Annotated in this window: 18 protein-coding genes; 16 read left to right on the forward strand and 2 right to left on the reverse strand. The window is 72.4% G+C overall.

Annotated features, from left to right (window positions below; genetic code table 11):
• Window positions 1–241 precede the first annotated feature (241 nt).
• Window positions 242–742, reverse strand: coding sequence for a transcriptional regulator BldD (gene bldD, locus ACFVYX_RS30610; protein WP_015032294.1), 501 nt, complete (start codon window positions 740–742; stop codon window positions 242–244).
• Between the two features lie 246 nt (window positions 743–988).
• Here bldD and pyrR point away from each other — a divergent pair, with 246 nt between their 5' ends.
• From pyrR to ACFVYX_RS30680, 14 genes are all read left to right on the forward strand, one after another.
• Entirely contained in the window at window positions 989–1,555 is a 567-nt protein-coding gene (pyrR, locus tag ACFVYX_RS30615; protein ID WP_389684725.1) for a bifunctional pyr operon transcriptional regulator/uracil phosphoribosyltransferase PyrR, read from the forward strand.
• Between the two features lie 85 nt (window positions 1,556–1,640).
• The gene (locus tag ACFVYX_RS30620) at window positions 1,641–2,621 is read left to right on the forward strand and encodes an aspartate carbamoyltransferase catalytic subunit (protein ID WP_389684726.1); all 981 of its coding nucleotides are present in this window, start codon (window positions 1,641–1,643) and stop codon (window positions 2,619–2,621) included.
• Between the two features lie 2 nt (window positions 2,622–2,623).
• Complete coding sequence (locus ACFVYX_RS30625; protein ID WP_389684727.1) at window positions 2,624–3,910, forward strand: dihydroorotase; 1,287 nt, start codon at window positions 2,624–2,626, stop codon at window positions 3,908–3,910.
• Window positions 3,907–4,479 carry a hypothetical protein gene (locus ACFVYX_RS30630; RefSeq protein ID WP_389684728.1) on the forward strand — a complete coding sequence of 191 codons (573 nt, stop codon included), beginning with the start codon at window positions 3,907–3,909 and terminating at the stop codon, window positions 4,477–4,479. Before ACFVYX_RS30625 ends, ACFVYX_RS30630 begins: the two co-directional genes overlap by 4 nt.
• Window positions 4,476–5,624 carry a glutamine-hydrolyzing carbamoyl-phosphate synthase small subunit gene (gene carA / locus ACFVYX_RS30635; protein ID WP_389684729.1) on the forward strand — a complete coding sequence of 383 codons (1,149 nt, stop codon included), beginning with the start codon at window positions 4,476–4,478 and terminating at the stop codon, window positions 5,622–5,624. The genes ACFVYX_RS30630 and carA overlap by 4 nt, the downstream gene beginning before the upstream one ends.
• The gene (carB, locus tag ACFVYX_RS30640) at window positions 5,617–8,925 is read left to right on the forward strand and encodes a carbamoyl-phosphate synthase large subunit (RefSeq protein WP_389684730.1); all 3,309 of its coding nucleotides are present in this window, start codon (window positions 5,617–5,619) and stop codon (window positions 8,923–8,925) included. Before carA ends, carB begins: the two co-directional genes overlap by 8 nt.
• Window positions 8,926–9,059: 134 nt before the next feature.
• Complete coding sequence (locus tag ACFVYX_RS30645) at window positions 9,060–10,169, forward strand: quinone-dependent dihydroorotate dehydrogenase (protein ID WP_389684731.1); 1,110 nt, start codon at window positions 9,060–9,062, stop codon at window positions 10,167–10,169.
• Window positions 10,166–11,011: an orotidine-5'-phosphate decarboxylase gene (pyrF, locus tag ACFVYX_RS30650; RefSeq protein WP_389684732.1), complete on the forward strand. Its 846-nt coding sequence runs from the start codon at window positions 10,166–10,168 to the stop codon at window positions 11,009–11,011. Before ACFVYX_RS30645 ends, pyrF begins: the two co-directional genes overlap by 4 nt.
• Window positions 11,012–11,342: 331 nt before the next feature.
• Window positions 11,343–11,666, forward strand: coding sequence for an integration host factor (locus tag ACFVYX_RS30655; protein WP_121828861.1), 324 nt, complete (start codon window positions 11,343–11,345; stop codon window positions 11,664–11,666).
• A gap of 72 nt (window positions 11,667–11,738) precedes the next feature.
• The gene (gmk, locus tag ACFVYX_RS30660; RefSeq protein WP_389684733.1) at window positions 11,739–12,311 is read left to right on the forward strand and encodes a guanylate kinase; all 573 of its coding nucleotides are present in this window, start codon (window positions 11,739–11,741) and stop codon (window positions 12,309–12,311) included.
• Between the two features lie 30 nt (window positions 12,312–12,341).
• Window positions 12,342–12,614 (forward strand): DNA-directed RNA polymerase subunit omega, encoded by a 273-nt coding sequence (gene rpoZ, locus ACFVYX_RS30665; protein ID WP_005319902.1) that lies wholly within the window; start codon window positions 12,342–12,344, stop codon window positions 12,612–12,614.
• A 102-nt stretch (window positions 12,615–12,716) separates the two neighbouring features.
• Window positions 12,717–13,931: a bifunctional phosphopantothenoylcysteine decarboxylase/phosphopantothenate--cysteine ligase CoaBC gene (gene coaBC / locus ACFVYX_RS30670; RefSeq protein ID WP_389684734.1), complete on the forward strand. Its 1,215-nt coding sequence runs from the start codon at window positions 12,717–12,719 to the stop codon at window positions 13,929–13,931.
• A gap of 265 nt (window positions 13,932–14,196) precedes the next feature.
• Window positions 14,197–15,405, forward strand: a complete 1,209-nt coding sequence (metK, locus tag ACFVYX_RS30675; RefSeq protein WP_351216155.1) for a methionine adenosyltransferase — start codon at window positions 14,197–14,199, stop codon at window positions 15,403–15,405.
• 94 nt (window positions 15,406–15,499) lie between these two features.
• Complete coding sequence (locus tag ACFVYX_RS30680) at window positions 15,500–17,638, forward strand: primosomal protein N' (protein ID WP_389684735.1); 2,139 nt, start codon at window positions 15,500–15,502, stop codon at window positions 17,636–17,638.
• A gap of 279 nt (window positions 17,639–17,917) precedes the next feature.
• On the opposite strand, the gene ACFVYX_RS30685 is transcribed toward ACFVYX_RS30680, so the two are convergent.
• Window positions 17,918–18,436, reverse strand: coding sequence for a hypothetical protein (locus tag ACFVYX_RS30685; protein ID WP_389684736.1), 519 nt, complete (start codon window positions 18,434–18,436; stop codon window positions 17,918–17,920).
• Window positions 18,437–18,788: 352 nt separating this feature from the next.
• On the opposite strand from ACFVYX_RS30685, the gene fmt reads away from it, so the two are divergent.
• Complete coding sequence (gene fmt, locus ACFVYX_RS30690) at window positions 18,789–19,721, forward strand: methionyl-tRNA formyltransferase (protein ID WP_389684737.1); 933 nt, start codon at window positions 18,789–18,791, stop codon at window positions 19,719–19,721.
• A 232-nt stretch (window positions 19,722–19,953) separates the two neighbouring features.
• Window positions 19,954–21,366, forward strand: coding sequence for an RsmB/NOP family class I SAM-dependent RNA methyltransferase (locus ACFVYX_RS30695; RefSeq protein ID WP_389684738.1), 1,413 nt, complete (start codon window positions 19,954–19,956; stop codon window positions 21,364–21,366).
• The last annotated feature ends 70 nt before the right edge of the window (window positions 21,367–21,436 follow it).

Consider the following 21,436-nt stretch of genomic DNA (forward strand, 5'->3'; position numbering starts at 1 on the left):
GGGTCGCGGGGCCCGCACACTGCCTTTTACGCGGGGTAGCGCCGGGCACCCCCCCGCCTGGCCCTTCTGGTGCCGCCGCCTACCCGGCGGCCCGACGGGCCCCCACGCACGGTTGTGGGGGCCCCCTTCGGCGTCCCCGTGGCGCAGCGGGGACGGGTGGTGTGAAAAACGCCGGGCCCGTGGTCGTCGGATGACGTCCACGGGCCCGGCGGTACGTTTCTGCTGTGACCCCGGCAGGGGGTCAGTTCTCCTCGTGGGCGACCGCGCGGCGCGCGTCCGCGTCGAGCACGCCCCAGCTGATCAGCTGCTCGGTGAGGACCGAGGGCGACTGGTCGTAGATGACGGCGAGGGTGCGCAGGTCGTCCTGACGGATCGACAGCACCTTGCCGTTGTAGTCGCCGCGCTGCGACTGGATCGTCGCCGCGTAGCGCTGGAGCGGGCCGGCCTTCTCCTGCGGGACGTGGGCGAGGCGCTCCAGGTCGAGGACGAGCTTCGGCGGCGGCTCGGCGGCCCCGCCCGGGGTCGTGCCCGGCAGGAGCTCCTGCACCGGCACCCCGTAGAAGTCGGCCAGCTCGGCAAGACGCTGCACGGTCACCGCGCGGTCGCCGCGCTCGTACGAGCCGACCACGACGGCCTTCCAGCGCCCCTGGGACTTCTCCTCCACCCCGTGGAGCGAGAGACCCTGCTGGGTGCGGATGGCACGGAGTTTGGCCCCGAGCTGCTTTGCGTATTCGCTGGACATAACGCTCCCGGACGCTGTGACGACATGCGGCTGCGCCGCGCGGCTGGTAACTCACTGTGAGGTTACGCAGCGTTACACTTTCCCGTCAAGCTGAAAGGTCCGTACTGCCCCCTCGCGGGGGACGGTGACCGGAGTGGCGACAGGGGTGCGCGCGGGACGCCCGTCCGCTCCTGGTATCGTTGACGGCGCAAATCCGACGTCCTTTAAGAGCCGTCCCGTGAGGCGGAGAAGGAGGTCCGTTTCTTCATGGACACCCAGCAGCAGTACGGCGATGACGCCCGGCCCGTTCTCGAGGCCCCGGACATCGCGCGGGTCCTGACCCGCATCGCACATGAGATCGTCGAGCGCGCCAAGGGCGCGGACGACGTGGTTCTCCTCGGCATCCCCACCCGTGGTGTCTTCCTCGCCCGCCGGCTCGCCGAGAAGCTCGAATCGATCACCGGCACCAAGATCCCGGTCGGTTCCCTCGACATCACCATGTACCGGGACGACCTGCGGATGAAGCCCGCCCGCGCCATCGGCCGCACCGAGATCCCCGGTGACGGCGTCGACGGCCGCCTGGTCGTCCTCGTCGACGACGTGCTCTTCTCCGGCCGCACCATCCGCGCCGCCCTCGACGCCCTCGGCGACATCGGCCGCCCGCGCGCGGTCCAGCTCGCCGTCCTCGTCGACCGCGGCCACCGCGAGCTCCCGATCCGCGCCGACTACGTCGGCAAGAACCTCCCCACGTCGCTGCGGGAGACGGTCAAGGTCCAGCTCGCCGAGGAGGACGGTCGCGACACCGTCCTGCTCGGCTCCAGGCCCTCCGCCTAGCCGGACCGGCTTCCCCCGCGGGGCCGGGGCACACCCCTGCGCCCCCGCACGCCCTCACACCTCCCCACCACGGAGAGACACCCCGATGATGCGTCACCTCATCTCGGCCGCCGACCTCACCCGCGACGACGCCGTCCTGATCCTCGACACGGCCGAGGAGATGGCCCGGGTGGCCGACCGGCCCATCAAGAAGCTGCCGACGCTGCGCGGCCGGACCATCTGCAACCTCTTCTTCGAGGACTCCACCCGGACCCGGATCTCCTTCGAGGCCGCCGAGAAGCGCCTCTCCGCCGACGTGATCAACTTCGCGGCCAAGGGCTCCAGCGTCTCCAAGGGCGAATCCCTCAAGGACACCGCCCAGACACTGGAGGCCATGGGCGTCGACGCGGTCGTCATCCGGCACAGCGCCTCCGGCGCCCCGTACCGCCTCGCCACCTCCGGCTGGATCGACGCCCCCGTCATCAACGCGGGCGACGGCACCCACCAGCACCCCACCCAGGCCCTCCTGGACGCCTTCACCATGCGCCGTCGCCTGGTCGGCCGGGACACCGGCCTCGGCCAGGACCTCGCGGGCAAGCGGATCACGCTCGTCGGCGACGTCCTGCACAGCCGGGTCGCCCGCTCCAACGTCGACCTGCTGCACACCCTCGGCGCCGAGGTCACCCTGGTGGCCCCGCCCACCCTGGTCCCCGTCGGCGTCGAGACCTGGCCCTGCGAGGTCTCGTACGACCTCGACCGCGTGCTGCCGAAGTCCGACGCGGTCATGATGCTGCGTGTGCAGCGCGAGCGGATGAACGCCGCCTTCTTCCCCACCGAGCGCGAGTACTCGCGCCGGTACGGCCTCGACGGCGAGCGGATGGCGAAGATGCCCGAACACGCCATCGTCATGCACCCCGGCCCCATGGTCCGCGGCATGGAGATCACCGCCGAGGTCGCCGACTCCGACCGCTGCACGGTCGTCGAGCAGGTCGCCAACGGCGTCTCCATCCGGATGGCGGTCCTCTACCTGCTTCTGGGCGGCAACGAGTCCGCCGTCACCCACACCCGTACCGAGGAGAACAAGTAACCATGAGCAAGACTCTGATCCGCGGTGCGCAGGTGCTGGGTGGCGAGGTCCAGGACGTCCTGATCGACGGCGAGACCATCGCCGAGGTGGGCACCGGCCTCTCCGCCGAGGGCGCCACCGTCATCGAGGCCGACGGCCAGATCCTGCTGCCCGGCCTCGTCGACCTCCACACCCATCTCCGCGAGCCCGGCCGCGAGGACTCCGAGACCGTCCTCACCGGCACCCGCGCCGCCGCCTCCGGCGGCTACACCGCCGTCTTCGCCATGGCCAACACCCACCCGGTCGCCGACACCGCCGGCGTCGTCGAGCAGGTCTACCGCCTCGGCAAGGAATCCGGCTACTGCGACGTGCAGCCCATCGGCGCCGTCACCGTCGGCCTCGAGGGCAAGAAGCTCGCCGAGCTCGGCGCCATGCACGACTCCGCCGCCGGCGTCACCGTCTTCTCCGACGACGGCAAGTGCGTCGACGACGCCGTGATCATGCGCCGCGCCCTGGAGTACGTGAAGGCCTTCGGCGGCGTCGTCGCCCAGCACGCCCAGGAGCCCCGGCTCACCGAGGGCGCCCAGATGAACGAGGGCATCGTCTCCGCCGAGCTCGGCCTGGGCGGCTGGCCGGCCGTCGCCGAGGAGTCGATCATCGCCCGCGACGTCCTCCTCGCCGAGCACGTCGGCTCCCGCGTCCACATCTGCCACCTCTCCACCGCCGGCTCCGTCGAGATCGTCCGCTGGGCCAAGTCCCGCGGCATCGACGTCACCGCCGAGGTCACCCCGCACCACCTCCTCCTCACCGACGAGATGGTCCGGAGCTACAACCCCGTCTACAAGGTCAACCCGCCGCTGCGCACCGAGAAGGACGTCCTCGCCCTCCGTGAGGCGCTGGCCGACGGCACGATCGACATCGTCGCCACCGACCACGCCCCGCACCCGCACGAGGACAAGGACTGCGAGTGGGCCGCGGCCGCCATGGGCATGGTCGGCCTGGAGACCGCCCTCTCCGTCGTCCAACAGACGATGGTCGAGACCGGCCTCCTCGACTGGGCCGGCGTCGCCGACCGCATGTCCTTCGCCCCGGCCCGCATCGGACGGGCCAAGGGCCACGGACGGCCCGTCTCGGCAGGTGAGCCCGCGAACCTGACGCTGGTCGATCCGGCTTACCGTGGAGTCGTGGACCCCGCGGACTTCGCCTCCCGCAGCCGAAACACCCCCTACGAGGGCCGTGAGCTGCCGGGACGCGTCACCCACACCTTCCTGCGGGGCCGGGCAACGGTCGTGGACGGGAAGCTGGCGTGACACCACTCATCGCAATCGCCGCAGAGGCTGCCGAGCAGAAGTCGGCGGAGGTGACCGACTGGGCCGGACGGCTCGGCTGGGTCGCCGGACTGCTGCTCTTCATCGCCTTCGTGTACTGGCTGATGCGCCAGGGCTGGAAGTGGCGCGGCAGCCTCCAGTCGGACCTGCCCGAGCTGCCCACCGCGCCCCCGGCGCCCGGTGCGGCGAAACTGACTCTCAGCGGGCGCTACCACGGGTCCACGACCGCCGGGCAGTGGCTCGACCGGATCGTCGCCCACGGCCTCGGCACCCGCAGCCGCGTCGAGCTCACGCTCACCGACGCCGGGCTCTCGGTCGTACGCCCCGGGGCGAACGACTTCTTCGTCCCGGCCGAGGCCCTGCGCGAGGCCCGCCTCGACAAGGGCATCGCGGGCAAGGTCCTCGCCGAGGGCGGCCTGCTGATCGTCACCTGGGCCCACGGCGAGCAGCTGCTCGACTCCGGCTTCCGCTCCGACCGGGCGGCCGAGCACACCGCCTGGGTCGAGACCATCAACTCCATGATCAACACGACGGAAGGCATCGCACGATGACGACCTCCACCAGGGGAGCCGTGAAGGTTCCCGCCGTACTCGTCCTGGAGGACGGCCGGATCTTCCGCGGCCGCGCCTACGGGGCCGTGGGGGAGACCTTCGGCGAGGCCGTGTTCTCCACCGGCATGACCGGCTACCAGGAGACCCTCACCGACCCGTCGTACCACCGCCAGGTCGTGGTCATGACCGCCCCGCACGTCGGCAACACCGGCGTCAACGACGAGGACCCCGAGTCCTCGAAGATCTGGGTGGCCGGCTACGTCGTCCGTGACCCCGCCCGCGTCTCCTCCAACTGGCGCGCCCGCCGCTCCCTGGACGAGGAGCTGGAGCGCCAGGGCGTCGTCGGCATCTCCGGCATCGACACCCGCGCCCTCACCCGCCACCTGCGCGAGCGCGGCGCCATGCGCGTCGGCATCTTCTCCGGCGACGCCTGGAGCGGCGTCCGCGACGAGGCCCTGCTCGCCAAGGTGCAGGAGCAGCCCCAGATGAAGGGCGCGAACCTCTCCACCGAGGTCGCCACCAAGGAGGCGTACGTCGTCCCCGCGATCGGCGAGAAGAAGTTCACCGTCGCCGCCGTCGACCTCGGCATCAAGGGCATGACCCCGCACCGGATGGCCGAGCGCGGCATCGAGGTCCACGTGCTGCCCGCCACCGCCACCGTCGAGGACGTGTACGCGGTCCAGCCCGACGGCGTGTTCTTCTCCAACGGCCCGGGCGACCCGGCCACCGCCGACGGCCCCGTCGCCGTCATGCGGGGCGTCCTGGAGCGCAGGACCCCGCTCTTCGGCATCTGCTTCGGCAACCAGATCCTCGGCCGCGCCCTCGGCTTCGGCACCTACAAGCTGAAGTACGGCCACCGCGGCATCAACCAGCCGGTCCAGGACCGCACCACGGGCAAGGTCGAGGTCACCGCGCACAACCACGGCTTCGCCGTCGACGCGCCCCTCGACAAGGTCTCCGAGACGCCCTACGGGCGGGCCGAGGTCTCCCACGTGTGCCTGAACGACCAGGTCGTCGAAGGCCTCCAGCTGCTCGACCAGCCCGCCTTCTCCGTCCAGTACCACCCCGAGGCGGCCGCGGGCCCGCACGACGCCGCGTACCTCTTCGACCGTTTCGTATCCCTCATGGAGGCCGAGCGTGCCTAAGCGCACCGATATCCAGTCCGTCCTGGTCATCGGCTCCGGCCCGATCGTCATCGGACAGGCCGCCGAGTTCGACTACTCCGGCACCCAGGCCTGCCGCATCCTCAAGGCCGAGGGCCTGCGGGTGATCCTGGTCAACTCCAACCCGGCCACGATCATGACCGACCCGGAGATCGCCGACGCCACCTACGTCGAGCCGATCACCCCCGAGTTCGTCGAGAAGATCATCGCCAAGGAGCGCCCCGACGCACTCCTGCCCACCCTCGGCGGCCAGACCGCGCTCAACACCGCGATCTCCATGCACGAGCAGGGCGTCCTGGAGAAGTACGGCGTCGAGCTCATCGGCGCCAACGTCGAGGCCATCAACAAGGGCGAGGACCGCGACCTCTTCAAGGGCGTCGTCGAGGCCGTCAAGGCCAAGATCGGTTACGGCGAGTCCGCCCGCTCGGTCATCTGCCACTCCATGGACGACGTCCTCAAGGGCGTCGAGACGCTCGGCGGCTACCCCGTCGTCGTCCGCCCCTCCTTCACCATGGGCGGCGCCGGCTCCGGCTTCGCCCACGACGAGGAGGAGCTGCGCCGCATCGCCGGCCAGGGCCTGACGCTCTCCCCGACCACCGAGGTGCTCCTGGAGGAGTCCATCCTCGGCTGGAAGGAGTACGAGCTGGAGCTGATGCGCGACAAGAACGACAACGTCGTGGTCGTCTGCTCCATCGAGAACTTCGACCCGATGGGTGTCCACACCGGTGACTCGATCACCGTCGCCCCGGCGATGACCCTCACCGACCGCGAGTACCAGCGGCTGCGTGACATCGGCATCGCGATCATCCGCGAGGTCGGCGTCGACACCGGCGGCTGCAACATCCAGTTCGCGATCGACCCGGCCGACGGCCGGATCATCGTCATCGAGATGAACCCGCGCGTCTCCCGCTCCTCGGCGCTCGCCTCCAAGGCGACCGGCTTCCCGATCGCCAAGATCGCGGCCCGTCTCGCCGTCGGCTACACGCTGGACGAGATCCCGAACGACATCACGGAGAAGACCCCGGCCTCCTTCGAGCCCTCGCTCGACTACGTCGTCGTCAAGGCCCCCCGCTTCGCCTTCGAGAAGTTCCCCTCCGCCGACTCCACGCTGACCACGACCATGAAGTCGGTCGGCGAGGCCATGGCGATCGGCCGCAACTTCACCGAGGCGCTCCAGAAGGCCCTGCGCTCCCTGGAGAAGAAGGGCTCGCAGTTCACCTTCGTCGGCGAGCCCGGCGACAAGGCCCTCCTCCTGGAGCAGGCCGTCCGCCCGACCGACGGCCGTATCAACACGGTCATGCAGGCCATCCGCGCGGGCGCCACCCCGGAGGAGGTCTTCGACGCGACGAAGATCGACCCGTGGTTCGTCGACCAGCTCTTCCTGATCAAGGAGATCGCGGACGAGCTGACCGCCGCCGAGAAGCTCCACCCGGAGATCCTCGCCGAGGCCAAGCGCCACGGCTTCTCCGACGCCCAGATCGCCGAGATCCGGGGCCTGCGCGAGGACGTCGTCCGCGAGGTCCGGCACGCCCTCGGTGTCCGCCCGGTCTACAAGACGGTCGACACCTGCGCCGCCGAGTTCGCCGCCAAGACCCCGTACTTCTACTCCTCGTACGACGAGGAGAGCGAGGTCGCCCCGCGCGAGAAGCCCGCCGTGATCATCCTGGGCTCCGGCCCGAACCGCATCGGCCAGGGCATCGAGTTCGACTACTCCTGCGTCCACGCCTCCTTCGCCCTGAGCGACGCCGGCTACGAGACCGTGATGGTCAACTGCAACCCGGAGACCGTCTCGACGGACTACGACACCTCCGACCGCCTGTACTTCGAGCCGCTGACGCTCGAGGACGTCCTGGAGATCGTCCACGCCGAGACCCTCGCCGGCCCCGTCGCCGGTGTCGTCGTCCAGCTCGGCGGCCAGACCCCGCTGGGCCTGGCCCAGGCGCTCAAGGACAACGGCGTGCCGGTCGTCGGCACGTCTCCGGAGGCCATCCACGCCGCCGAGGACCGCGGCGCCTTCGGCCAGGTCCTCGCCGAGGCCGGGCTCCCCGCCCCCAAGCACGGCACCGCGACCACCTTCGCCGGCGCCAAGGCCATCGCCGACGAGATCGGCTACCCCGTCCTCGTACGCCCCTCGTACGTGCTCGGCGGCCGCGGCATGGAGATCGTGTACGACGAGGCCCGCCTCGAGTCGTACATCGCCGAGTCCACCGAGATCAGCCCCACCCGGCCGGTCCTGGTCGACCGCTTCCTCGACGACGCCATCGAGATCGACGTCGACGCCCTCTACGACGGCGAGGAGCTCTACCTCGGCGGCGTCATGGAGCACATCGAGGAAGCCGGCATCCACTCCGGCGACTCGGCCTGCGCCCTGCCCCCGATCACCCTCGGCGGCTACGACATCAAGCGCCTGCGCGCCTCCACCGAGGCCATCGCCAAGGGCGTCGGCGTGCGCGGTCTGATCAACATCCAGTTCGCCATGGCCGGCGACATCCTCTACGTCCTGGAGGCCAACCCGCGCGCCTCCCGGACCGTCCCCTTCACCTCGAAGGCGACCGCCGTCCCGCTCGCGAAGGCCGCCGCCCGCATCTCGCTCGGCGCCACCGTCGCCGAGCTGCGCGCCGAGGGTCTGCTGCCGAAGACCGGCGACGGCGGCACCCTGCCGCTCGACGCGCCGATCTCCGTCAAGGAGGCCGTGATGCCGTGGTCGCGCTTCCGCGACGTGCACGGCCGTGGCGTCGACACCGTCCTCGGCCCGGAGATGCGCTCCACCGGCGAGGTCATGGGCATCGACGCGGTCTTCGGCACGGCGTACGCCAAGTCGCAGGCCGGCGCCTACGGCCCGCTGCCCACCAAGGGCCGCGCGTTCATCTCGGTCGCCAACCGCGACAAGCGCTCGATGATCTTCCCGGCCCGCGAGCTCGTCGCCCACGGCTTCGAGCTGCTCGCCACCTCCGGCACCGCCGAGGTCCTCAAGCGCAACGGCATCAACGCCACGATCGTGCGCAAGCTGAGCGAGGGCGAGGGCCCCGACGGCGAGAAGACGATCGTCCAGCTCATCCACGACGGCCAGGTCGACCTGATCGTCAACACCCCGTACGGCACCGGCGGCCGCCTCGACGGCTACGAGATCCGTACGGCCGCCGTGGCGCGCAGCGTCCCCTGCCTCACCACGGTCCAGGCGCTCGCCGCGGCCGTCCAGGGCATCGACGCGCTCAACCGCGGCGACGTCGGCGTCCGCTCGCTCCAGGAGCACGCGGAGCACCTGACCGCGGCCCGCGACTAGGGCGCGCCCGGCGGATCAGGGTCGTGACCCCGGCCATGATCCGCCGGACACGCCCCTTGCAGCCCGTACGACGAGGGGGACACCGGCAGGATCTGCGGTGTCCCCCTCGCCATGAGCAGACCTGGACCGGAAACATGTACAAGTTCTTCTTCGACCTCGTCTTCAAGCGGATGGACCCCGAGAAGGCCCACTACCTGGCCTTCCGCTGGATCCGCCTCGCCGCGCGCGTCCCCGTGCTCCGGACCTTCGTCGCCGCCGTCCTGGCGCCCCGGTACAAGGAGCTCCGCACCGAGGCCCTCGGCCTGCGGATGCACGGCCCCTTCGGGCTCGCCGCCGGCTTCGACAAGAACGCCGTGGCGATCGACGGCATGTCGATGCTCGGCTTCGACCACGTCGAGATCGGCACCGTCACCGGCGAGGCCCAGCCCGGCAACCCCAAGAAGCGCCTCTTCCGGCTGATCCCGGACCGTGCGCTGATCAACCGCATGGGCTTCAACAACGAGGGCTCGGCCGCCGTCGCCGCGCGCCTCCACGCGCGCGTGCCGGTCTTCAGGACCGTCGTGGGCGTCAACATCGGCAAGACCAAGGTCGTGCCCGAGGCCGAGGCCGCCGCCGACTACGTGAAGTCCACCGAGCGCCTCGCCGCGCACGCCGACTACCTGGTCGTGAACGTCTCCTCGCCGAACACCCCCGGCCTGCGCAACCTCCAGGCCACCGAGTCCCTGCGCCCGCTCCTCACGGCCGTACGGGAGGCGGCCGACCGCACGGTCACCGACCGCCGCGTCCCGCTCCTGGTCAAGATCGCCCCCGACCTGGCCGACGAGGACGTCGACGCGGTCGCCGACCTCGCCCTTGAGCTCGGCCTGGACGGCATCATCGCCACCAACACCACCATCGCGCGCGAGGGACTCGGCCTGAAGTCCGACCCTGCCCTGGTCAAGGAGACCGGCGGCCTCTCCGGCGCTCCCGTCAAGGAGCGCTCCCTCGCGGTCCTCAGGCGCCTCCACGCGCGCGTGGGCGACCGCCTGGTCCTCGTGGGCGTCGGTGGCATCGAGAACGCCGAGGACGCCTGGCAGCGCATCCTCGCCGGCGCGACCCTGATCCAGGGCTACAGCGCCTTCATCTACGAGGGCCCGTTCTACGCCCGCGCGATCCACAAGGGCCTCGCCGCGCGCCTCGCCGCCTCCCCGTACGCCACCCTCGCCGAGGCCGTCGGCGCCGACAACCGAAAGGCCACCCCGTGACGCTCTCCTTCGGCACCCGCCTGCGCTCCGCCATGGACGAGCGCGGCCCGCTCTGCGTCGGCATCGACCCGCACGCCGCCCTGCTCGACTCCTGGGGCCTGACCGACGACATCGCCGGTCTCGAGCGCTTCACCTTCACCGTCGTCGAGGCGCTCGCGGACACCGTGGCCGTCTTCAAGCCGCAGTCCGCCTTCTTCGAGCGCTTCGGCTCGCGCGGCATCGCCGTCCTGGAGCGCGCCGTCGCCGATCTGCGGGCGGCGGGCGGCCTGGTCGTCATGGACGCCAAGCGCGGCGACATCGGCTCCACCATGGCCGCGTACGCGGAGACCTTCCTGCACAAGGACTCCCCGCTCTTCTCCGACGCGCTCACGGTCTCCCCGTACCTCGGCTACGGCTCCCTGAAGCCGGCCGTCGACCTGGCCCGCGAGTCCGGCGCCGGCCTCTTCGTCCTCGCCCTCACCTCCAACCCGGAGGGGGCGGAGGTCCAGCGGGCGGTGCGCACCGACGACCCGGCCGGCCGCACGATCGGCGCCGTCATGCTGGCCCACCTCGCGGAGGAGAACGCGGGGGAGAGCCCGATGGGCTCCTTCGGCGCGGTCGTGGGCGCCACCCTCGGCGACCTGTCCTCGTTCGACCTGGACATCAACGGCCCGCTCCTCGCCCCCGGCATCGGCGCCCAGGGCGCGACCCCGGCCGACCTCCCCGCCGTCTTCGGCGCGGCGGTCGGCAACGTCGTCCCGAACGTCAGCCGCGGGGTCCTCCGGAACGGCCCGGACGCGGCCGCCCTGCGGGACTCCGCTCTCCGGTACGCGGACGAGATCCGCGCGGCGGTCGGGGCGTAACGGGCGCGGGGGCCAATCCGCAGGTCGGAGCGGAGCGACCCCGTTTCGGAGCCGTTTCGGCCCGGTGAGACGCACCGTCTCACCGGGCCGTCTCACTCCTTGACGAAAACTTGGCTCAAAACCGGGTCGTTTTGCCGGAAACGTCCCGGTCGGTCGATGCTGACCAGGACTTTTCCGCTGTTCTCGCTGACTGGAGCGGCCTCGGCCGCTAGTCTCCGGGGCAGAGCAGGCGTTCAACGACCACACCGTTGATCGTTGCTCCACTGGTGTGGGGCGACTAGGTTCCTCACCGGTCCGTATCCGACAGATCGACATCCGAGGTGACGTAGGCGTGGCTCTTCCGCCCCTTACCCCTGAACAGCGCGCAGCCGCGCTCGAGAAGGCCGCCGCGGCTCGCCGGGAGCGGGCCGAGGTCAAGAATCGACTCAAGCACTCCGGCGCCTCCCTGCATGACGTGATCAAGACCGGCCAGGAGAACGACGTCATCGGCAAGATGAAGGTCTCCGCGCTGCTCGAGTCGCTCCCCGGCGTGGGCAAGGTCCGCGCCAAGCAGATCATGGAGCGGCTCGGCATCTCCGAGAGCCGCCGGGTCCGCGGTCTCGGCTCCAACCAGATCGCCTCCCTCGAGCGTGAGTTCGGCAGCACCGGCGCCTGACTTTCCGGGACATTTCCGGCATGCGGCGTCCTCCCTGCGCAAGCGGGGGTGAACCACTGGAATAATCGCTGCATGGCAGCAGAGGCACGTCCGCGGCTGACCGTGCTCTCCGGCCCCTCAGGGGTCGGCAAGAGCACGGTCGTCGCTCATATGCGCAAGGTTCATCCCGAGGTCTGGCTCTCGGTGTCGGCGACGACACGGAAGCCCCGCCCCGGCGAGAAGCACGGCGTCCATTACTTCTTCGTGACGGACGACGAGTTCGACAAGCTGATCGCCAACGGTGAGCTCCTCGAATGGGCCGAGTTCGCGGGCAACCGCTACGGCACCCCCCGCGGTGCCGTCCTCGAGCGCCTCGACGCCGGCGAGCCCGTGCTCCTGGAGATCGACCTCCAGGGCGCCCGTCAGGTCAAGGACTCGATGCCCGAGTCGCAGCTGGTCTTCCTGGCCCCGCCGAGCTGGGAGGAGCTGGTCCGCCGCCTCACCGGCCGCGGCACCGAGTCGCCCGAGGTCATCGAGCGCCGACTGGCCGCCGCGAAGGTCGAGCTGGCCGCCGAGTCGGAGTTCGACAGCACCCTTGTCAACACCTCCGTCGAGGACGTAGCGCGCGAGCTGCTAACGTTGATGCTGTTGACTTCTGGGGAATGATCCCCGGTTTCCATCTTCGGAAGGTAGAGCGTGTCCTCTTCCATCACCGCGCCCGAGGGCATCATCAACCCGCCGATCGACGAGCTGCTCGAGGCCACGGACTCGAAGTACAGCCTCGTGATCTACGCGGCCAAGCGCGCGCGTCAGATCAACGCGTACTACTCCCAGCTCGGCGAGGGCCTGCTGGAGTACGTGGGTCCGCTGGTCGACACCCACGTCCACGAGAAGCCGCTCTCGATCGCCCTGCGCGAGATCAACGCGGGTCTGCTGACGTCCGAGGCCATCGAGGGCCCGGCCCAGTAAGCACGTAACGCATGTCACCACAGGCCCGGCGGAACATCCGCCGGGCCTGTGGTGTCTCATGGAGTCGTACGCATCCGAGTGCGGGGAGCAACAGTGAGCGTGGTGGCCAAGCCGAAGGTCGTCCTGGGTGTGAGCGGCGGCATCGCCGCCTACAAGGCGTGCGAGCTGCTGCGCCGGCTCACCGAGTCGGGCCATGACGTCCGGGTCGTCCCCACCGACTCCGCCCTCCACTTCGTCGGCGAGGCCACCTGGTCCGCGCTCTCCGGGAACCCCGTCTCGACGGAGGTCTGGGAGACCGTCCACGAGGTGCCGCACGTACGGATCGGCCAGGGCGCCGACCTCGTCGTCGTCGCCCCCGCCACCGCCGACATGCTCGCCAAGGCCGCTCACGGTCTCGCGGACGACCTGCTCACCAACACGCTGCTCACCGCGCGCTGTCCGGTCGTCTTCGCCCCCGCCATGCACACCGAGATGTGGGAGCACCCGGCGACCCAGGAGAACGTGGCGACCCTGCGCCGCCGCGGCGCCGTCGTCATCGAACCCGCGGTGGGCCGCCTCACCGGCGTCGACACCGGCAAGGGCCGGCTGCCCGACCCGGGGGAGATCTTCGAGGTCTGCCGAAGGATCCTGGCGCGCGGCGCGGCCGCGACTCCCGACCTCGCGGGACGCCATGTCGTGGTCAGCGCAGGCGGCACCCGTGAGCCCCTCGACCCCGTCCGCTACCTGGGCAACCGCTCCTCCGGCAAGCAGGGCTACGCCCTCGCGAAGGCCGCCGCCGCCCGCGGCGCCCGGGTCACCCTCGTCGAGGCCAACACCGGCCTCCCCGACCCGGCGGGTGTCGACGTCGTCCGGGTCGGCACCGCGCTCCAGCTCCGTGAGGCCGTGCTCAAGGCCGTCGCCGACGCCGACGCGGTGGTCATGGCCGCCGCCGTCGCCGACTTCCGGCCGGCCGTCTACGCCTCGGGGAAGATCAAGAAGAAGGACGACGGTGGCGCCCCCACCGTCGAGCTGGTCCGCAATCCGGACATCCTCGCCGAGCTCGCCGCCGGGCGCGCCCTGCCGGGTCAGGTGGTCGTCGGCTTCGCCGCCGAGACCGACGACGTCCTCGCCAACGGACGCGCGAAGCTCCGCCGCAAGGGCTGCGACCTCCTCGTCGTCAACGAGGTGGGGGAGCGCAAGACCTTCGGCTCCGAGGAGAACGAGGCCGTGATCCTCGCCTCGGACGGCGCCGAGACCCCCGTACCGTACGGTCCGAAGGAAGCGCTCGCCGAGACGGTCTGGGACCTCGTCCTGCCGCGGCTGCCCTCCGCGAGCTGACAGGGGAGACCCGGGGAAGAGGCCCGGACACGCCGGGACCCGGCGGTCCGCGAACCCTTCGGGACGTGTGTGATGTGCGCCCCACCAGGCGCCGGATCCCGCCGTCAACGGGTGGGATCCGGTCTCTTGGGGCATTCACCAGGCGAGACACCTGGTCCATCGCCCGACCACGACCGATAGACTGTCCGCGGAACGTCTTGGGGCGCAGCCCCCTGCCGGTCCGCTCAACGAACAGCCAGCAGCCGCTGCAACCCCAGGGAGCGTTGTGTCCCGTCGTCTGTTCACCTCGGAGTCCGTCACCGAGGGGCACCCCGACAAGATCGCTGACCAGATCAGCGACACCATTCTCGACGCGCTGCTGCGCGAGGACCCCACCTCGCGCGTCGCCGTCGAGACGCTGATCACCACCGGCCTCGTGCACGTCGCCGGTGAGGTGACCACCAAGGCGTGGGCGGACATCCCGACCCTCGTCCGGAACAAGATCCTCGAGATCGGTTACGACTCCTCGAAGAAGGGCTTCGACGGCGCCTCCTGCGGCGTGTCGGTGTCCATCGGGTCGCAGTCCCCGGACATCGCCCAGGGTGTCGACACCGCGTACGAGAAGCGGGTCGAGGGCGATGAGGACGAGCTGGACAAGCAGGGCGCCGGCGACCAGGGCCTGATGTTCGGCTACGCCTCGGACGAGACCCCCGAGCTGATGCCGCTGCCGATCCACATCGCGCACCGGCTGTCCCGCCGGCTGACCGAGGTCCGCAAGAACGGCACCATCCCGTACCTGCGCCCCGACGGCAAGACCCAGGTCACCATCGAGTACGACGGCGACAAGGCCGTCCGCCTCGACACGGTCGTCGTCTCCTCGCAGCACGCCTCCGACATCGACCTCGAGTCGCTGCTCGCGCCCGACATCCGCGAGTTCGTCGTCGAGCACGTGCTGGCGCAGCTGGTCGAGGACGGCATCAAGCTCGACACCGAGGGCTACCGCCTCCTGGTGAACCCGACCGGCCGCTTCGAGATCGGCGGCCCGATGGGCGACGCCGGCCTCACCGGCCGCAAGATCATCATCGACACCTACGGCGGCATGGCCCGCCACGGTGGCGGTGCCTTCTCCGGCAAGGACCCGTCCAAGGTCGACCGCTCGGCCGCCTACGCCATGCGCTGGGTCGCCAAGAACGTCGTCGCCGCCGGCCTCGCCGCGCGCTGCGAGGTCCAGGTCGCGTACGCGATCGGCAAGGCCGAGCCCGTCGGACTCTTCGTCGAGACCTTCGGCACCAACACCGTCGAGAACGAGAAGATCGAGAACGCCATCGCCGAGGTCTTCGACCTCCGCCCGGCCGCGATCATCCGCGACCTTGACCTGCTCCGCCCGATCTACTCCCAGACCGCCGCCTACGGCCACTTCGGCCGTGAGCTGCCGGACTTCACCTGGGAGCGCACCGACCGCGTGGACGCCCTGAAGCAGGCCGCGGGCCTGTAGGCCCCGCCGCACACGACCGGAGCCCGGCCGCCCCCTGGGGGCGGCCGGGCTCCGCTCTGCCCGGCTGTCGGTGGCGTCTGGTAGGTATGGGGCTGTGAGCAGCGAGAACGAGAGGTCCGAGGAGTCCGCCGAGCCCGAGCAGCTCGCGCTCATCCGCGAGACCGTCCGGAAGGCGAAGGTGCCGCGGGCCAAGCCGCGGACCTGGCGGGGAGCCGCGCTCGCCAAGGAGCTGCCCGTGGCGCGGGTCGTCGTGAACAAGGGATCGCTCCACCTCGACCAGTTCTTCGACTACGCGGTGCCCGAGGAGCTCGACGAGACCGCCAGGCCCGGGGTGCGGGTGCGGGTGCGGTTCGGCGCGGGGGCGCACCAGGTCAAGAACGGCCGGCGGGAGGGCGGGCGGCTCATCGACGGCTTCCTCGTGGAGCGGCGCGCCACCTCCGACTACTCCGGGCCGCTCGCCGCGCTCGCCGACGTCGTCTCGCCCGAACCCGTCCTCGGCCCCGAGCTGCTGGGGCTCGCGCGCGCCGTCGCCGACCGGTACGCGGGGAGCCTCGCGGACGTGCTCCAGCTCGCCGTACCGCCGCGCAGCGCCCGCGCGGAGAGCCGCCCTTCGCCGGATCCGCTGCCGCCGCCGCCCGCCCCCGAACCGGGGAGCTGGACGCGGTACGAGCGGGGGCCCGCCTTCCTCGACTCCCTCGCGCGCGGCGGGGCACCCCGGGCCGTGTGGAACGCGCTGCCCGGACCGTACTGGGCCGAGGAGATCGCCCGCGCGGTGGCCGCGACCCTGGCCTCCGGCCGGGGCGCACTCGTCGTCGTACCCGACGGACGGGCGGCGGGACGGGCCGACGCGGCGCTCACCGCGGTCCTCGGGGAGGGACGGCACGCGCTGCTCACTGCCGAGGCGGGCCCCGAGAAGCGGTACGCGCAGTGGCTCGCCGTGCGGCGCGGCGCCGTGCGGGCCGTCGTCGGCACCCGGGCGGCGATGTTCGCCCCTGTCCGCGACCTCGGACTCGTCGTCATCTGGGACGACGGAGACGGCAGCCACAGCGAGCTCCACGCCCCGCAGCCCCACGCCCGCGACGTGCTGCTGCTCCGCGCCGCCCACGACCGGTGCGCCTTCCTCCTCGGCAGCACCAGCTGCACCGTCGAGGCCGCCCAGCTCGTCGAGTCCGGCTGGGCCAAGGCGCTGAACGCCGGACGTGAACAGGTCCGCAGGGCCGCCCCGCTGATCCGGACCGTCGGCGACGGCGAACTCGCCCGCGACGAGGCCGCGCGCGCCGCCCGGCTGCCCTCGCTGGCCTGGCAGGCCGTCCGCGAGGGCCTGAAGACCGGCCCGGTGCTCGTCCAGGTGCCCCGCCGTGGATACGTACCGAGGCTGGCCTGCGAGCGGTGCCGGACCCCCGCCCGCTGCCGCCACTGCGCGGGGCCCCTCGAAGCCCCCGAGCAGCGGGAACTGCACTGCGGCTGGTGCGGGCGCGGCGCCGCCGACTGGACGTGCGTGGAGTGCGGCTCGACCCGGCTGCGCGCCCAGGTCGTCGGCGCGCGGAGGACGGCGGAGGAACTCGGCCGGGCGTTCCCGGCGGTGCCCGTCCGCACCTCGGGACGTGACCACGTCCTGGACAGCGTGCCGGGCCGCCCCGCGCTGGTCGTGTCCACCCCGGGCGCCGAACCCGTCGCCGAGGGCGGCTACGCGGCCGCGCTGCTTCTCGACGGCTGGGCGATGCTCGGCCGGCCCGATCTGCGCGCGGGCGAGGAGGCGCTGCGCCGCTGGATCGACGCGGCCTCGCTCGTCCGGGGCCAGCCGGAGGGCGGCACGGTCGTCGTGGTCGCCGAGCCGACGCTCCGTCCGGTGCAGGCGCTGGTCCGCTGGGACCCGGTCGGGCACGCCCAGCGGGAGCTGGCCGAGCGCGCCGAGCTGGGGTTCCCGCCGGTCTCCCGGATGGCGGCGGTGACGGGCCCCCCGGAGGCCGTCGAAGGCTTCCTGGCGGCGGCCGGGCTGCCCCCGGACGCCGAGGTGCTCGGTCCTGTGCCGCTGCCGGTGGTCCGGCCCGGCGGGCCGCGCCGGCCCGGGGACCCGCCGCCGGGCGAGCAGTGGGAGCGCGCCCTGGTCCGGGTCCCGCCGGGCAGTGGCGCGGCGCTGGCGACGGCGCTCAAACAGGCGCGGGCGGCCCGGCTCGCCCGTGGCGGCGGGGACCCGGTACGGATCCGGGTGGACCCGCCGGACATCGGCTGACGGCGGCCTGCCCGGGCGTCGCCGACGGCGGTGGGGGAGACCGGGGAGCCGGACGTGGCACGCGGGGTGCCGGGACGGGTCGGGCGCCGGGGGTGGCGGCCGGTGCCGGGTGGTGGGGGCTCGGGCTCCGGGGGTTGCGGGCCGGGTGTCGGCCGCGGGGGGTCAGGCTCCGGGGGTTGCGGGCCGGGTGCCGGGTGGTGGGGGTTCGGGCTCCGGGCGTGGAGCGCGGGACGGCCGCCTGCCCCTGGTGGGGCGGGCGGCCGTTCGGGTCCGCCCGGGTCAGCCGTTGCGCGGGGCCGGGAAGGCGGGCGGGCGCGGGTCCTCGCGGAGGGCGGCGCTGCCCGAGGTGGGCTGCGGGGGCATCGACCGGGCCGCCGGGACCGAGGGCAGCGTCCTGGTCATGCCCGGCTCCACGATCGGGTCCTGGTCGACGGCGACGCCCGGCTGGGGCGCGCGCCGGGCACCGTAGCGGCGGTGGACGGCCTGCTTGGTGACGCCGAGCGCGGAGCCCACCGCGTCCCAGGAGAAGCCGAGGGAACGGTCGAAGTCGACCGCGGCCGTCACCAGGGTCTCGACACTGTCCCGCAGCTCCTGCGCGAGACGGACGGTCGGGGCGGGGGCCCGCCCGTAGACGACGAAGCCCGTGGACGGGCCGGAGCGGCGAGGGCGGTAGACATTGCCCAGCTGGGCCGTGAGCGTGCGCAGTGCGTCCACCTGCCGCCGGACCCGCTCGATGTCCCGCACCAGCAGGTGCAGACTCGCCCGAGCCTGGGCGTCGTGGGTTGCGTGGTCGGCCATGTGAAAGCCTCTCGAACCGGCATGTAAGGGGGGAAGGGCCGCGCATGGGGGGACGGCGACCCTGTTCGGTCAATCTCTCTTGACCAACGCGCCACCGGGGCTTGGGTCACGCTGCGGGGGCGTACACGCATATGCGCGGGGCGCTCGTCCCCTCGTACGCCCCCTCCGTACGGGCGCGGAGGCTCCGCGGGACTCCCTCCTCGGCCCTCCTGAGCACACGCGGCGGGCCGCCTCCTCCGCCCCGCGAGCGCGTGGCACCGGACGCCGCTCCCTGATCAGGCCCGATCCACAGACACCCCCTAGACTGGTGCGCTGCCCGCAACGCCCCCGGACAGACAGGCAGTCGCCATCCATGAAGCTCGTCTTCGCAGGCACCCCCGAGGTCGCCGTACCCGCCCTGGACGCCCTGCTCGCCTCCGGTCGGCACGAGGTGGCCGCCGTGGTCACCCGGCCGGACGCGCCTGCGGGACGCGGCCGGCGGCTCGTCGCCAGCCCGGTGGCCCAGCGGGCGGAGGAAGCCGGGATCGAGGTGCTCAAGCCGGCCAGGCCCCGCGACGAGGACTTCCTCGCCCGGCTCAGGGAGATCGCGCCGGACTGCTGCCCGGTCGTCGCGTACGGTGCGCTGCTGCCGAAGGCCGCCCTCGACATCCCGGCCCGCGGCTGGGTCAATCTGCACTTCTCGCTGCTGCCGGCCTGGCGGGGCGCGGCGCCCGTGCAGCACTCCCTGATGGCGGGCGACCAGGTGACGGGCGCGTCCACCTTCCTCATCGAGGAGGGGCTCGACTCGGGTCCGGTCTACGGCGTGGTCACCGAGGACGTCCGGCCGACCGACACCAGCGGTGACCTGCTCACCCGGCTCGCGTTCGCGGGCGCCGGACTCCTCGCCGCGACCATGGACGGCATCGAGGACGACACCTTGAAGGCCGTCCCGCAGCCCGCCGAGGGCATCACCCTCGCCCCGAAGATCCAGGTCGAGGACGCCCACGTCGACTTCGCCGCCCCCGCGCTGCGGGTGGACCGGGTGGTCCGCGGCTGCACCCCGGCCCCCGGCGCCTGGACGATCTTCCGCGGTGAGCGCCTCAAGCTGATCCAGGTCACCCCGCTGCCGGACCGTACGGACCTCGCCCCCGGCGAGCTCGCGGTGGGCAAGAACAACGTGTACGCGGGCACCGGCTCGTACGCCGTCGAGCTCCTCTGGGTCCAGCCCCAGGGCAAGAAGCCGATGAAGGCCGCCGACTGGGCCCGCGGCGTCCGCATCGCCCCCGGCGAGCGGCTGGGCGCCTGAGCTTGCCGCTGCCCGCCTCGGCGCCTGAGCTTGCCGCTGCCGTCCGTCCGACCCGTCGGCGTCGAGCCGCCGTGCTCGCTGTCCTCGAGGCGGACGGCGGTGACAGCGAGCCGGCCGCGTGTCCGATCGCGGCCGAGCGCCGGGCGGTCCGCCAGGGGCGTTTTCCCCGGCGGACATCACCGGACGTACGCTGAGGGGGTCGGACCCCCTCATTTCGTCACGCGGAGCACCTTTGAGCGAGCAGGCACGTCGCCGTCCCCCCAAGCCCTACCGGCGGCCCCAGAAGGACCCCGTCCGGATGCTCGCCTTCGAGGCGCTGAGGGCGGTGGACGAGCGGGACGCCTACGCGAACCTGGTGCTGCCGCCGCTCCTGAGGAAGGCCCGGGAGAAGGGGGACTTCGACGGGCGGGACGCGGCGCTCGCGACCGAGCTGGTGTACGGGACGCTGCGCCGCCAGGGCACGTACGACGCGATCATCTCCGCCTGTGTCGACCGGCCGCTGCGCGAGGTCGACCCGCCCGTGCTCGACGTGCTCGCGCTCGGCGCGCACCAGCTGCTCGGGACCCGGATCCCCACCCACGCCGCCGTCTCCGCCAGCGTCGAGCTGGCCCGCGTGGTGCTCGGCGACGGGCGGGCCAAGTTCGTCAACGCCGTCCTGCGGAAGATCTCGCGGCAGGACCTCGACGCCTGGGTGGCGGAGGTCGCCCCGCCGTACGACAAGGACCCCGAGGCCAACCTCGCCGTCGTCCACTCGCATCCCCGCTGGGTCGTCTCCGCGCTCTGGGACTCCCTCGGCGGCGGCCGTGCCGGGATCGAGGACCTCCTGGAGGCCGACAACGAGCGCCCCGAGGTCACCCTCGTCGCCCGCCCCGGCCGCTCGACCACGGACGAGCTCGCCGCGGCGACCGAGACCCTGCCGGGCCGCTGGTCCCCGTACGCCCTGCGGATGGCCGAGGGCGGCGAGCCCGGCGCCATCGAAGCGGTGAAGGACGGTCGCGCCGGCGTCCAGGACGAGGGCAGCCAGCTTGTCGCGATCGCCCTCGCGAACGCCCCGCTCGAAGGTTCCGACGCCCGCTGGCTCGACGGCTGCGCGGGACCCGGCGGCAAGGCCGCGCTGCTCGCCGCCCTCGCGTCCGAGCGCGGCGCCGCCCTGCTCGCCTCCGAGAAGCAGCCGCACCGCGCCCGTCTCGTCGAGCGGGCCCTCGCCGGCAACCCCGGCCCGTACCAGGTGATCGCCGCCGACGGCACGCGCCCGCCGTGGCGTCCCGGCGTCTTCGACCGGGTCCTCATGGACGTGCCCTGCTCGGGCCTCGGTGCCCTGCGCCGCCGCCCGGAGGCCCGCTGGCGCCGCCGCCCCGAGGACCTCGACAGCTTCGCGCCGCTCCAGCGGGCCCTGCTCACCGAGGCGCTGAGCGCTGTGCGCGTCGGCGGTGTCGTGGGGTACGCGACCTGCTCGCCGCACCTGGCCGAGACCCGGGTGGTCGTCGACGACGTCCTGAAGAAGACCGGAGGCGGTGAGCTGATCGACGCCCGCCCGCTGCTGCCCGGCGTGCCGGCGCTCGGCGACGGACCGGACGTCCAGCTGTGGCCGCATCTGCACGGTACGGACGCCATGTATCTGGCACTGATCCGCCGGACCGCCTGACCGCCCGGCGGTTCTGCCGCCGACCGTCCGCCCGTTCGGTCACCGAGCCCGGCCCCTCCGACCGCTATCT

Origin of the sequence: Streptomyces sp. NPDC058326, assembly GCF_042879855.1 — a bacterium.
In the GTDB taxonomy this organism is placed as follows: domain Bacteria; phylum Actinomycetota; class Actinomycetes; order Streptomycetales; family Streptomycetaceae; genus Streptomyces.

What these genes read in the sequence shown, in the direction of transcription:
- bldD (WP_015032294.1), bottom strand. Translation starts at nt 742, where the DNA reads ATGTCCAGCGAATACGCAAAGCAGCTCGGGGCCAAACTCCGTGCCATC.
- pyrR (WP_389684725.1), top strand. Translation starts at nt 989, where the DNA reads ATGGACACCCAGCAGCAGTACGGCGATGACGCCCGGCCCGTTCTCGAG.
- ACFVYX_RS30620 (WP_389684726.1), top strand. Translation starts at nt 1,641, where the DNA reads ATGATGCGTCACCTCATCTCGGCCGCCGACCTCACCCGCGACGACGCC.
- ACFVYX_RS30625 (WP_389684727.1), top strand. Translation starts at nt 2,624, where the DNA reads ATGAGCAAGACTCTGATCCGCGGTGCGCAGGTGCTGGGTGGCGAGGTC.
- carA (WP_389684729.1), top strand. Translation starts at nt 4,476, where the DNA reads ATGACGACCTCCACCAGGGGAGCCGTGAAGGTTCCCGCCGTACTCGTC.
- ACFVYX_RS30645 (WP_389684731.1), top strand. Translation starts at nt 9,060, where the DNA reads ATGTACAAGTTCTTCTTCGACCTCGTCTTCAAGCGGATGGACCCCGAG.
- gmk (WP_389684733.1), top strand. Translation starts at nt 11,739, where the DNA reads ATGGCAGCAGAGGCACGTCCGCGGCTGACCGTGCTCTCCGGCCCCTCA.
- ACFVYX_RS30685 (WP_389684736.1), bottom strand. Translation starts at nt 18,436, where the DNA reads ATGGCCGACCACGCAACCCACGACGCCCAGGCTCGGGCGAGTCTGCAC.
- fmt (WP_389684737.1), top strand. Translation starts at nt 18,789, where the DNA reads ATGAAGCTCGTCTTCGCAGGCACCCCCGAGGTCGCCGTACCCGCCCTG.